Origin of the sequence: Acinetobacter sp. TAC-1, from assembly GCF_029025845.1 — a bacterium.
Taxonomy (GTDB): domain Bacteria; phylum Pseudomonadota; class Gammaproteobacteria; order Pseudomonadales; family Moraxellaceae; genus Acinetobacter; species Acinetobacter guillouiae.
In genome coordinates this window covers 3319256-3332265 of record NZ_CP118892.1, presented here as the reverse complement: position 1 = coordinate 3332265, position 13010 = coordinate 3319256, and the positions used below count along the sequence as shown (strand labels likewise).

Genomic DNA, 13010 nt, shown 5'->3' with positions numbered 1-13010 from the left:
TTATAATTTAAAATTTTGGATTTTTCTTATTATTGGCTTTTTTCATTTTGCGATTTTTAAAAAATATAATAATTCTTTGTATCACATGGTATTTAAACCAACCCGCATAATATTTTTGATCATTTAAATCAAATTTTCCGTATTTCTCATAATTTTGGTAACGTTTCAATACCTCTAATTGTGAATGAACTTTGAAGTTCTTCCAGTCTAAAATACCCCCTGAAATAGCTTTATTCACAACATCTTGAACGTGTATCACTCCTTCATCCGTCATTAATGTTTCAATATTAAACCGAAGTTTACCATCCAAAAGTGATTCTTTAGGGTCTTTACTAATTGTTAGGAATGTTTTTTCACTATTCTTATCTTCTATTTCGATAAAATAAAGTACATTATTGCCTACAGGAGTATTGTTTATAAACTTTCCTTTATGTCTTATTATATATCCTGTGTAATAGTGAGTTAATATTTTATGTATTATATGTTTTTGCCTTAAGTCTTTGCACACAACCACCCCATCAGGGGTATCAAGAACAATTTTTTTCTTAATTTTTTTATTTGTTAATGCATAATTAAAATTATCTATAATTTTCATCCCAGCCATATATACAATATGAGGTTCAAGTTTATGATTTAAACTCTCATATGGCTTTAATACGAATGTTTCATCATAATCACCAGTCAATTGTACAAATATATTATAACCAAGCTTAAGGTAGATCTTGTTAATAATTACAGGTTTATCTTTTTTATTAACTAGTAGTATTGATGAAATATACCTTTCAGTAGAGCTAAAATCCGATTGAGAAAAAAAGGTTGCTGAAATATCAATACCTGATTTTCTTAAGTAATTTCTTGAGGTTACATACAATGCTAGAATGGATATTAACAAAGTAGGCAAAAAATATTCGGGTGTTATACGTAAAAAGCCCTTTAAATTAATATAATAAATCGGATCTACATATATAAAATAAACTGCTAAAATAAATGTCAAAAAAAAGAATAAAAATAAAAAAATCTTATCATTCATTGCAATTGCCTGTATCTTTTAAAAAATTATTGACGTCACTTACTAATTACAATATCAACATTGGAGCAGGATAAGAAGCCTTATAGATCAAATTCAATCACTTAAAATTCTTTGAGTTGTTTAGAAGGCTACTATCGAGAGGTATGGGAAAATCATTACACCCTGAAACTCACAATCTGAGTAACAGCATCAAATTTCATGTATAAAATCACTACGTTTTTAAAATCTTTGCATCCAATTAAAAAATTAATTATTTAGATCAAAGCAATTCATTTACTATTTTGTCAGAGTGGCAGTGCCAATCTTCAAAGGCGTTTCTTGTTGATTTGGGCTGTATGTATAGACGATTTTTGATTAGTTTTTTTGTTAAATCCGATAAGACCTTATTTTCTATCAAATTCATTGCATTTCTTAGATCTTCAAATGTTACTTGAATATAACCATCAGTAACATCTAAGTCATCATCATCTAGAGAGTGATTTATAAGCTTTTTAATTGTATAGCTACCAATGGCCAGACTATTTGCAATTGTCCCAAATGTGCGCCTTAGGTCATGAAAAGTGAAATTAATTCCTGTATTTTTGGTTACTTCTTCTCTTGCATTACGCTTATCAATAATATGTGAATTAGGGGAGATACCAGGAAAGACATATTTGTTGTTATCAGCAAATTTTTTTCTCTCCCTCATAATGTGCCATAGCATGTCACCCATTGGTAAAAGCAGATCTTCATGATTTTTAGTATCTGTAATTTTGATTGTTCCATACTTTAAATCAATATTAGACCATTCAAGTGTTTCACCTTCTTCACGACGAAAGCCAGTTAATATAAGTAAAAACAAATAGTCCTGATTAGTGTATGCTCGTGCGTCGGTGCTTTGGTTACCTTTCCAGTAAGTTTTACATACTCCTTCAGACCAATCATGAAGCTGGTCAGATCGAATATAGCCTTTACGTCTTTTAATTTTATTCCATTTTTTTTCTTTATAAATAATACCAACAGGGCTTTTTTCAGTAATAACTTTTTGATCATTATCATCAAATAAAATAGATGCTGTAAAATTATATACGGCAGACAAAAATTTCATTGATAAATTTGCTTGAGCTAGGCTACGTTGTGATAGTTCAATGTGTCTATCTATAATCATTTTTTGGGTAAAATCGGTAATTTTAATATTATTCCAATCCTTAAAATAATCATTCACACAACGATCATAAGCCTCAATAGTAGCATTGCTTAGTATTTTCTTTGACTTGTAGTTTGAATAGGCGTCTTTTAATGTCGGTATTAATTTAATGATTTCTGTTTCTGATTTGAAGTTTTGCTTTAATTGTTTTTTTTGAGAGACAGGATCTATCCCTTGATCGATCAATAGTAATAGTCGCTTTGCTTCTGATCGAGCTTGCTCCAATGTATAAACACCATGCTTTCCTATAGTTTTCCTTTTGTTTTGCCCTGTGGGCATTCTTGTTTCAATAAAATAGGTTTTAGCTTGTGAAACAATTAGTCCGAAACCAATAGTTACAGAATCACGATAGAATACTTTTTTGCCCGAATCCTCAAGGGGGAGGCTATCTATAAAAGTTTTTGTTAATTTATATCTTTGAGCCATTTGTTTTTAAACATACGAAACGATACAGCATAATATAGCACAATATTTTTGGTGCCTACCATATGCCTATTTTTTAAATGCTTATGAGGGTTGAAAGGTGAATCATGTTTTTAATTTCTAGATAAGTTGTTGTTATTATTTAAAATAAAACACTCCAGAGATGCCGCTGCATGGTCGTTACCCTGAACCCGATGAGTTCAAGGTGGACGCGACGTACACTTAATGGGTTTCCCACTCAAGGTGGGCATACACTCAAAATATACAGAACACATCCATAAGTTTAAGTATCGGCAGGGGAATAGACGTACTGGCGAACACCCTAGAGTTGTATTAAGTATACATAATTTGGAGATTGTGGCAAATCACCAACGCTCATAATTTATAAATACAGCATAAAAAAACCAATCAATTGCACGAAAAAAAAGCGGTTTATCCCGCTTTTTCAACATCTTCTAACATGGTCGCTAATAAACGTTCGCATTGTGCATATTCTTGTAACGATTTATTCATGCCTAAAACTTCTTGCATCAGTTCTAAAGCCACCATGATCACCAATTTATTGTGTTCAACATTAGGGGCTTTACGGCGAAATTCTTGAAACTTTTCATTTAAAAGTCGACCAGCACGTTCGAGTTCTGGTTGCTTATCTGTTGTGGTGCCTAAACGGAAACTTTGCTCGATTAAGCGTAATTCTACAGTCACATGTTCAGTCATACTCATACTTCCTCATTAGACTCTGATGGATGAGCAAGCTGTTGGATTTCTTGCGCATGATGATCTTGTTCAGTCCCTAAAATCGAAAGGCGTTGAATAATGGCTTCCACTTTTGTTTTGGCATGTTCATTTTTTTGAATTAAACGTTCACGCTCATCTTGAAGACCTTTGATGTCTTGTAAGTGATGGCGCTGTTCATTTGCCATTTTTTCTTTAACCACACGCAATTCATTACGTTCAGCCAAAATTTCCTGAAAACGATTTTTTAAATCGGTACAGCTTTTTTCCAAACGCCCATAACGCTCAGCTAAAGATGTGGCATCTGTATTGAGCTGTTGAAACTGATTTTGTAACTGAGAGAGTTGCTCAGTGAGCGTATCAATTTCATCTTGTTTTTGGGTGATAATGCTATTTTTATGGCTAATTTGAGCATGAGATTGCTCTTCGCTGTTATCCTTTTCTTTTAACAGCGATGCATTTTCTTTCTCAACAGTTTCAATTCGTGTTTTTAAAACACCAATATGCGTCTGTAGACGCTGTAATTGTTCTAACATAACGGGTCGCACAGATTTGCAATCAAAGGTAATATATACAGAAGTATAGAGATTGGATAAACGAATGCAAGACGATATTTCAGGTTGGTCAGATTGGAATCAAAATTTTGAGGGGATTGAGGAAATTTCAAGCCCGAGTGAGTTACATGGCTTACTGACTGGTATAGTTTGTGTTACTGAAGTTCCGACTCGAGATGAATGGTTACAAATTTTATCTACGCTTGATGTGCCAAAATTAGACGATGAAGCGCTTGCGCTATTGTCTGATGAAGCTGAGGACGTATCACATGCACTTTCAGACGATGATTTAGACTATCTTCCAATGCTTCCAGATGATGAGCATACATTGGCTGAGCGTGTGCAATCACTGGCAGATTGGTGTGCAGGGGTTGTGCTTGGCTTTGGTTTAGCTTCTGGGCATATTCGCGCAGATGAACAAGAACTCATTGAAAGTTTACAAGATGTCGCGTCTGTTGAGTTTGATGAATCAGATGATGATGATGAGGGCGAAGCAAGCTATCTTGAGTTGTATGAATTTGTACGCTTGATCCCTGTGTCATTATCAATGGGACGAAAAAAAGTTCCAGTATCTGAAAGCCCTTTATTGCAAAATTTTCATAGCAAAATGAAACAAGCAATTGATGCTTCTGAAAGTAACAATGTTGTAGAGATGTTTACTCCACATCGCCCAAGCTAAAACTAAGAAAAAAGCTAAGAAACTTAAACTTTGAGAACATTCATGTTTGATGAGCAGCCAGTTTTACAGCGCCCTTTACAGTGCTTTTTTATTCACTTTAAAAACATCGAAGTTGAATAAAGTAGTGATGTAAAGGGTTAAATTTTTTTAATTTGGAATGATTTGCTGGTTCTATTGTCGCGATTGAGCGGAGAACAGGAGAAATAATAAAATTATTTTAAAATATGCAAATATTGAGTCATCAGTATTTGCATTCATCTAAGCGTAATTGTAAGTTAAAGCTTCTTCCAAATTAATCATCTGAAATACAAGCTGAATAGAGAATGAAATTAACTCAAGCAGATTTTCAGGAACGTCGTGACCGCCTCGCTGAACAAATGGGTCCCAATAGCATTGCAATTATCTCAACCAGTCCTGAAGTCATGCGTAACCGAGATGCTGATTATAAGTTTCGTGCAGACAGTAGCTTTTTCTATTTAACCGGTTTTGCAGAGCCACAAGCAGTTGCAGTCATAGAGACAGATGAAACTGGTGAGGAATATATCTATAGCTTGTTCTGTCGTGAACGTAATCGTGAAATGGAAATTTGGAATGGTTACCGCGCTGGAATTGATGGTGCGGTTGATGATTATGAAGCAGATGAAGCTTATGCGATTGATCTACTTGACGAAGAAATTATTGCTAAAATTTTAAATAAAGAAAAATTATTCTATCGTATTGGTCAACGTGCAGATTTTGATGCCAAGGTCAGTACTTGGATCACCAAAGCCAATGAATCTGGACGTGGTTTTGGCGTTCCAACGCAGTTGATTCAACTTGATCAAATTTTAGATGAAATGCGTTTGCATAAGTCCGATCAAGAAATTGCATTGATGCAAATCGCCTCAAATATCAGTGCAGATGCGCATACGCGTGCTATGCAAAAAGTTCATCCTGAGATGATGGAATATGCTTTAGAAGCTGAGTTGAATTATATCTTTGGTCAGAGTGGTTGTGTTCCTGCTTATAACAGCATTGTGGGTGGCGGGAAAAATGGCTGTATTTTACATTATGTTGAGAACAACCAACCCTTAAAAGATGGTGATTTGGTGTTGATTGATGCGGCTGCTGAGTATGAATGCTATGCCTCAGACATCACCCGTACTTTTCCTGTAAATGGTAAGTTTAGCCCTGAACAAAAAGCGCTATATCAAATTATATTAGATGCACAAATTGCTGCGATTGATGCAATTCAAATCGGTCATTCTTATAAAGAACCGCATAATGTTGCAGTACGGATCATGGTAGAAGGTTTGGTCAAGCTTGGTATTATGCAAGGTGATGTTGATCAAATTATTGAATCTGAACGCTACCGTCAGTTTTATATGCATGGTACTGGGCATTGGCTTGGTATGGATGTGCATGATGTTGGCGCATATAAAGATGAAAATGGTCAATGGCGTAGCTATGAGCAGGGTATGGTTGTTACTGTAGAACCCGGTTTATATATCGCACCTGATGATGAAACAGTGGATGCAAAATGGCGTGGTATCGGTATTCGGATTGAAGATGATGTGGTTGCAACTGAACAGGGTCCTGTAGTCTTGACCAAAAATGTTGTGAAATCGATTGAAGATATTGAAGCATTGATGGCAGAGTCAGTATAAGTTTTTAATTTGAAAGGTAAGTATGTATGGATACTTACACCGTTTTAGCTAAGCCAGTAGAAACAAGTCGTTTGATTCTACGCAAGTTTGTTGAAGGTGATGAAATCTCACTTTTTCATGAGTATTGCGGAGACAGGGAGTCTTCGAAATACTTACAAAGGCGACCACATGTCAATATCGAGCAAACCAAGTGTATGTTTGAAAATTGGAGTGGTACAAAATGGGAAAATAATGATAAAGATTTTGCTTGGATTATTGGCGAGCGCAAAACTAATTTAGCCATGGGGCTTGTGATGTTTATTCACAAAGGAGATCACGGTGAAATTCATTTTGGGCTTGGAAGTAAATTTCAAGGGCAAGGCTTTATGAGAGAGGCAATCACTGCTGTCATTGTCTATTTAAAAAATAACAGTAGGCTTAAACGAATTGAGACTTTTTGTGATGCAGAAAATGTGAAATCACGAAACGTTCTGATTGAAACAGGATTTACTGAAACAACCTTGTTAAAGCATTGGGCTATATTTCCAGCTTTGGGAGATAATAAGAGAGATTGTGTGGGTTTTATGATGGAAATAAATAAAAATATTTAAATAGAAATAAGGGTAAATCATAGTGATACAAATGAGATTCAGTTTTATTTCAACTTTTTTGACGGTAATGTCCTGTTCTTTATTGGCATGTCAGCCAAGTAACATCACAAATAAGAATATTCAATTAGCGAGTCAGCAATTAGAAGTTATCGATCTACATTTTGGTGAGCAAGGCCTAAAAGATTTTATTCAATATAGCCATACTCCTATAGATCGCCAACCTGTTGGAATGAATTTTTTATCACTTGATTGGGCAATCAGTTTTTTATTGGCTCGAACTATAGAATCTAAGTTCAGGAATAAAAATTCCTAAAAGGAACCAAATTCCTGAAATTATCCAAACAAATAAAGCATAGGCTCTAATGTGTTCAGCATTTAAATCTACAACAAGCCAATCAAAAACTAGACTAGCTTTCCAGCCTTTAATCAAATCTGCACCCCCAAGAGATAACCCATTTCCAAAATAATGAGTTAATAACGAACAGCATTATCCAAATTGATAAGCTCAATTTAGTTATATCTCTAAGGAAGCTATTTGCATAGCAGATCTATAATTCACTGCTACTGTATCAATATGTATTTTATATGTCGGTTGTTCTTTAACAGCAGTAATATAAGCTAAGATGCTAGTGAAATGTTTTCCGATATACACAAGTCCTGGATTTGATCCATAACCGGGTGGCTTTGGTACTAAATTGAAATTAGCAGAAGAATTTTGAATATCATTGATTGCTTGTGATAAAACCACTCCAACTCGTGCCTCATAATCCCAAGAGTTTGCAATAGAAGCCCCCCATATATCGCTTGCAATTTTTTTTGCGGCTTCTTGATTACTGAAGGCATCTCTTGTTTGAAGTCTCCTTTGTGGCTTAGTAAATAGCATAATATAGTGACTACAGTTAGATTTTTGATGAATATTAAATTTAATGATTGGACTTTTTTTTGAGTTAACATAAACAATTTTAGGGGTGATAAATTGTTTTGAAAAGGCTTTGATTGTTGGGTGTAAATCTGTTGTACAGCTAGCATCATTTGTAAAATATTTCAGAATATTATTTTTCTTATCAAATGTCGCAGCAAACATTCTTCCATCCTCATAAATAGTGGCTGCTGAATAGGCTGTAGACTCTTTATTTCTTCCTTCATAATAAAGTGCGTTAGCCGTTTTTAGTTTGTATGGAGCAGCATAAGTCTCAATATTTTGAGAAAATTTTGAATAATCTCGACCCAGAACTATTCGTAATTGAGACTGTATTATCGTATCTGATGATATATTCTCAATTGTTTTAAAGGTGTCATATGACTTAATATTTAGACTATCTGCATATGCTGTTGAACTTAATAGAAATAAAATAACACTTAATATTTTAGTTTTTTTCATGAATGTATACTCAATTTTTTTGTATTTAATTTTTTATCAAAGTTGGATTTATGATGCAATTATGAAGAAATATTTAATTGATACAAAATATTTATAATTAAATGTTTAATCTATTGGATGGTTTATGTTAATGATATTCTAAGTTTAATTATCTGTCTTTTTGAAATTACTAATTAATTTTATTGTTAAACCAAATTGTATTATTAGGCTTTTGTATTGGGTGAATAACTTGCTCTTTATTTTTATCATCAAAACCTTATTATAAAAAGTCGATAGAGTGATCGACTTTTTAAACATTTAAAATGTGATTAAGTGATAAAGGCTCGTTATATTTACTGTAAATTCATACTGTAGAATAATTCAAAAATGAAAAATCATTTTGATTGGTTGATATGTGTAACCTGATAAATAAAACCAATAAAAACAACAGCACTGGCAAAGATCGGGAGTAGCCATAATGAAATATGGAAATAAAAGAATATTCCACCAATACCAGCACCTAAAGCACCACCTAAATATAAGGCTGACTCATTAAGTGCAACAGCTAAATTTCCGCCGCCCTTTTTTTCTCTGACTAAAATCAGTTGTTCATTTTGTGGAACTTGCAATGCCCAACCGACAGCTCCCCATATTGCAATGGGTATAAGGGTAAGCCAAGGCGTGATGGTTGCAAAAAATGGGATAAGTAACAGCGCAATGCTAAGAATAAACATGATGATGGCTGTTAATTTTTCATTGCTTATCTTTTTAGAAATATGCCCCACAACAAAACTACCGATAATTCCGCCTATTCCCCAGATCCAGAGAAAGGGTGTGATATTTTCAATAGAACCAAACTCATCAGAGCTTAAAAGTGGGAATAAGTAAGTATAAAGTCCAAGGCTTGAAATCGCAGCAAGCAGGGAAATGACGAGTATTTTTAAGACATTTATATCCTTTAGGAGTCTTAATTTTTCACTCAAACTCTGAGTGATCAAATTTGGAATAATTGGGAGCTTTATATAAAGACCATAGAAAGATACTACACCTAATATAGCAATGAGATACATTGAAGTTTGCCATCCAAATTGATTTGAAATGATCAATCCAAGCGGTACACCAAGCACTGTACCTGCTGCCATTCCACTCATAATAATTGAAATCGCTTGACCTCTTTGATCTGGTTTCACCAATGCTGTAGATATTGAAATCCCTATAGCTAAATAAACGCCTGCTCCGATACCTGCGAATATTCTTGAAATCAGTAGTATCGAAAAATTAGGAGCTAAGCCACTGATCAGATTGGAAATAGAAAAAATAAATAAAGCCAATAATAATATTAATCGCTGCTTATTCTCTGGAGATAAAGCAACAACAACTGGGGAGCCAACTCCATAAGCTAAGGTAAATACAGTCACTAACTGTGCTGTCAATGCTATGGATATATCAAACTCATTTTGGATCAGTGGTATTAATCCAGCCGTGATATACGATGCCATTCCCAAAGAAAAGGCACCTAATGCAATAAAATAGACGATTAAAATATTGGGGTTACTTTTAGTATCAAGCATACGTATGATCTATAAAATAAAATGATGTTTGAAATTTACGTCATTATTTTTTCTTGTATATCACTTACATTTTTGATGCTAAGTATAATTTTTGGTACCGAATACAGGTTTTTTATGAAACAGAATCGCTCAGGTTGCCCCGTTGAAGAGGTATTTGTGCAATTAGGTGGTCGTTGGAAAATGATGATTTTGTCCTTTTTACTAGAGAAACCTCGACGATTTAGTGAGATTAAAAATAATATTCCGAATATCTCGCAACGAATGCTTATTTTAGAATTAAATTTTCTTGAAAATAAAGGGTTTATAGAAAGGAATGTCTATGAGGGAAAACCTGTAAGAGTTGAATACTCACTGACAGAAGAAGGTCAGTATCTCGATCGATTTATACTCATGTGTAGAGAGTATGGTGAGTGGATAAGAAAAAGAGAAATGATGCGAGACAGTTTTAATCACTGTTTATGGAATGTTACATTTTTTTTAAATTGATTATGGGTATATCGCAAAATTATCAACGACATTTTTCTATTCTTCGTGTTTGATATTTAAACAATATCTTTAAGATGACATATCGGCCGAGCTAAATAACATGCTTAATTCTTGGCTAGAATTTTTAATTTTCATACTTATGTTAAAAATAGCGTATTGATTCAGTACAAATACAGCCAACAATTTCCTATTTCAATATAAAAATAACTTTGCTTGATGTAATATGAAATCAATCAAGATTATAAGTATTCAGTACGCTGAATCACATATAGAAAGGATAAAAGCATGCAACAAGAAGTCATCATCGTCGGCGGTGGAATGGTTGGGCTGAGCTTGGCTCTAATGTTGGCAAAAGCCAATATTGCGGTAAAGCTTTTAGAGGCTGTGAAATATCCAAATTATGATGATGCCAATCTTGCACCCTATCATTCCAGTTTTGATGCACGAAATACCGCGCTATCACGTCGTACCGTGCAAATTTATCAAAAACTCGGTCTTTGGGATGCTTTGCAAGAACATGCGACTCCTATTCTCGAAGTACATATCACTGAACAAGGCAGTTTTGGTAAAGCACGCTTAGTCGCAGATCAAGAAAAAGTAGAAAGTTTTGGACAAGTGATTGAAAATGCATGGCTAGGCCGTGTACTACTGACTCAAGTTCGCCAGCAAGCTTTAATTGAATTGATTGACGGTGTACAAGTCACCTCACTAAAACAAGAGGGTGACTATGTATATGTTGAAGCCAATCGTGGTGAAGAATATACCCATTCACTTAAAGCCAAATTGTTGATTGCTGCGGATGGTCGTGATTCTTTCTGTCGCCAAGCTTTAGGTGTTGGTGTGGATGTGCATGATTATGATCAGGTGGCAATTGTCACAACAGTACAAACCTCTAAACCACATCATCAAGTGGGCTTTGAACGCTTTAGCCATTTAGGGCCATTGGCATTGCTCCCATTGCCGGGGGAATGTCGTCGTTCAGTGGTTTGGCCGGTGAAAAAAGGCACAGAAGATGAATGGTTAGGTGATGAAAATGACCAACATTTCCTCGATGCTTTACAGCAAACTTATGGTGATCGTGCGGGTAAATTCCAGAAGACAGGTAAACGTTTTAGCTTCCCATTGGCACAAGTGCTTGCTGAAAAACAAGCGGTGGGTCGGGTAATTTTGATGGGTAATGCTGCACATACCATTCATCCTGTTGCTGGACAAGGTTTTAACTTGTGTATGCGTGATGCAGATGTGCTGATGCGTTATATCACAACGCAAATTGCGCAATCTGATGATATTGGACAACCTGAGATGTTAAAGGCCTATGAACAATCTCGCTTAACTGATCAGCAACGTGTGATTAAATTTTGTGATTCTGTAGTGCGTGGATTTAGTAATCAAAATCCAGTGTTAAAATTATTGCGTAATACTGGCTTGGTGGCTTTTGATGTGATTCCGGGGATTAAACCTTTGGTTGCCAATTATGCGATGGGATTAAAAGCATGACACAGCAAGATATGTTAGATGTGGTGATTGTTGGTGGTGGTCTGGTGGGTGGCTTAACCGCATTACTTCTAGCAAAAGGTGGTGTGCAAGCCACTGTTTTAGATGCAGCCCCTATTTTAGATGCTGAAAAGACTTTAGCTGTTGCTAATCCGCGGGTTTTAGCCTTGAGCCAAGCCACGATTCACTTGTTAAAAACGGTGAATGTATGGGAAAAAATCGCTCGCCAAATGCCCTATACAGGCATGCAAGTCTGGAATAAAAATGGTTATGGTGAAATTAACTTTGGGCAAGCCTCAGAAAACTTTCCTACAGCTGAGCAAAGCTTAGGTTCAATGGTTGAACCAAGTTTATTAAACCTTGCCATCCAACAGGAAATGTTGGAGCAACTGCAAGATTATCGTACTCAAGTTAAAGTTGTGCGAGTAGAGCAGGGGGTAGGTTGTTGGATCATTAAACTTGCAGATGGGACTGAGCTAAAGACCAAGTTAGTGATTGGTGCAGATGGTGCAAATTCATTTGTTCGTGATCAAGCATTTATCGATCTTGATGTTTTAGATTATCAACAGGCAGGTTTGACCTGTGCGATTCGTACCACACAACCACACCAATATGTGGCTCGTCAGATTTTCCATCCGACAGGCCCATTGGCATTTTTACCGATGGCGAGTTTAAAGCCAGAACAAGCTGAACACTGGATTTCAATCGTTTGGACCTTACCTGATGATTATGCAGAAGAATATGCGCGCTTAGATGATGCTGATTTTTGTGAATTATTGACACGTGAAAGTCATCATATGTTGGGCAAGATCGTTGAAGCGACACCACGGGCTCAATTTCCACTTAAGGCGCGTGCGGCACAACGTTATGTAAAAGATGGGCTGGCCTTGATTGGCGATGCAGCGCATGTAATTCATCCTTTAGCTGGGCAAGGCGTAAATATCGGGTGTTTAGATGCTGCTATTCTGTGTGATGTATTACTTAAAGATAAACAGCGTGGCGTATGGGCACATGAACAAACCTTAAAGCGTTATGAACACCAACGTAAAGGGCAAAATGATGCCATGATGCATAGCATGTCGATGATTGGTTTTGTAGAAACTGCGGAAATATTTCCATTGGTTTGGGCGCGTAACTTTGGCTTAAAACAAGTTGAAAATAAGCCATTTTTAAAAGATCAATTTATGGCACAAGCCAATGGGCTGGCAACTTTAAAAAGCACGCAATATGCCATTTAATTGGATTTCTGATATTTT

The 13010-nt window shown here is 35.5% G+C and carries 13 protein-coding genes and 1 other RNA gene; 7 read left to right on the top strand and 7 right to left on the bottom strand.

All coding sequences use genetic code 11. The features are described 5' to 3' along the window. Window positions 1–7 precede the first annotated feature (7 nt). The 5 genes from PYV58_RS15405 to PYV58_RS15385 all read right to left on the bottom strand — a co-directional run bounded on the left by PYV58_RS15405 (window position 8) and on the right by PYV58_RS15385 (window position 3910). Window positions 8–1030: a hypothetical protein gene (locus tag PYV58_RS15405; RefSeq protein WP_034618352.1), complete on the bottom strand. Its 1023-nt coding sequence runs from the start codon at window positions 1028–1030 to the stop codon at window positions 8–10. A gap of 259 nt (window positions 1031–1289) precedes the next feature. Further along, on the bottom strand, window positions 1290–2642 hold the full coding sequence (locus PYV58_RS15400) for an integrase family protein (protein WP_034618353.1): 1353 nt from the start codon (window positions 2640–2642) through the stop codon (window positions 1290–1292). Between the two features lie 147 nt (window positions 2643–2789). Then, window positions 2790–2971: non-coding RNA, 6S RNA (ssrS, locus tag PYV58_RS15395), on the bottom strand. A 100-nt stretch (window positions 2972–3071) separates the two neighbouring features. Further along, entirely contained in the window at window positions 3072–3356 is a 285-nt protein-coding gene (locus tag PYV58_RS15390; RefSeq protein ID WP_004819948.1) for a cell division protein ZapA, read from the bottom strand. Window positions 3357–3358: 2 nt separating this feature from the next. Then, entirely contained in the window at window positions 3359–3910 is a 552-nt protein-coding gene (locus PYV58_RS15385) for a hypothetical protein (RefSeq protein ID WP_004722081.1), read from the bottom strand. Window positions 3911–3974: 64 nt separating this feature from the next. Here PYV58_RS15385 and PYV58_RS15380 point away from each other — a divergent pair, with 64 nt between their 5' ends. From PYV58_RS15380 to PYV58_RS15365, 4 genes are all read left to right on the top strand, one after another. Beyond that, a complete protein-coding gene (locus tag PYV58_RS15380) occupies window positions 3975–4607 on the top strand; it encodes a UPF0149 family protein (protein ID WP_004819950.1) in 633 nt (210 codons plus the stop codon). A gap of 323 nt (window positions 4608–4930) precedes the next feature. Beyond that, on the top strand, window positions 4931–6253 hold the full coding sequence (gene pepP, locus PYV58_RS15375) for a Xaa-Pro aminopeptidase (protein WP_034614228.1): 1323 nt from the start codon (window positions 4931–4933) through the stop codon (window positions 6251–6253). Between the two features lie 26 nt (window positions 6254–6279). Beyond that, the gene (locus PYV58_RS15370) at window positions 6280–6843 is read left to right on the top strand and encodes a GNAT family N-acetyltransferase (protein ID WP_034614231.1); all 564 of its coding nucleotides are present in this window, start codon (window positions 6280–6282) and stop codon (window positions 6841–6843) included. Between the two features lie 31 nt (window positions 6844–6874). Further along, the gene (locus PYV58_RS15365) at window positions 6875–7156 is read left to right on the top strand and encodes a hypothetical protein (protein ID WP_205622316.1); all 282 of its coding nucleotides are present in this window, start codon (window positions 6875–6877) and stop codon (window positions 7154–7156) included. 201 nt (window positions 7157–7357) lie between these two features. Here PYV58_RS15365 and PYV58_RS15360 read toward each other — a convergent pair whose 3' ends face one another. Both PYV58_RS15360 and PYV58_RS15355 read right to left on the bottom strand, forming a co-directional pair. Continuing rightward, the gene (locus PYV58_RS15360) at window positions 7358–8224 is read right to left on the bottom strand and encodes a hypothetical protein (protein WP_034614234.1); all 867 of its coding nucleotides are present in this window, start codon (window positions 8222–8224) and stop codon (window positions 7358–7360) included. A 374-nt stretch (window positions 8225–8598) separates the two neighbouring features. Next, entirely contained in the window at window positions 8599–9774 is a 1176-nt protein-coding gene (locus PYV58_RS15355; RefSeq protein ID WP_275059563.1) for an MFS transporter, read from the bottom strand. Between the two features lie 114 nt (window positions 9775–9888). Between PYV58_RS15355 and PYV58_RS15350 the strand changes: the two genes are divergently transcribed. The 3 genes from PYV58_RS15350 to PYV58_RS15340 all read left to right on the top strand — a co-directional run bounded on the left by PYV58_RS15350 (window position 9889) and on the right by PYV58_RS15340 (window position 12992). Beyond that, the gene (locus PYV58_RS15350; RefSeq protein WP_034614241.1) at window positions 9889–10260 is read left to right on the top strand and encodes a helix-turn-helix domain-containing protein; all 372 of its coding nucleotides are present in this window, start codon (window positions 9889–9891) and stop codon (window positions 10258–10260) included. Window positions 10261–10545: 285 nt separating this feature from the next. Then, window positions 10546–11757, top strand: a complete 1212-nt coding sequence (ubiH, locus tag PYV58_RS15345; protein ID WP_034614245.1) for a 2-octaprenyl-6-methoxyphenyl hydroxylase — start codon at window positions 10546–10548, stop codon at window positions 11755–11757. After that, the gene (locus PYV58_RS15340; RefSeq protein WP_034614247.1) at window positions 11754–12992 is read left to right on the top strand and encodes an FAD-dependent monooxygenase; all 1239 of its coding nucleotides are present in this window, start codon (window positions 11754–11756) and stop codon (window positions 12990–12992) included. The genes ubiH and PYV58_RS15340 overlap by 4 nt, the downstream gene beginning before the upstream one ends. Window positions 12993–13010 lie beyond the last annotated feature (18 nt).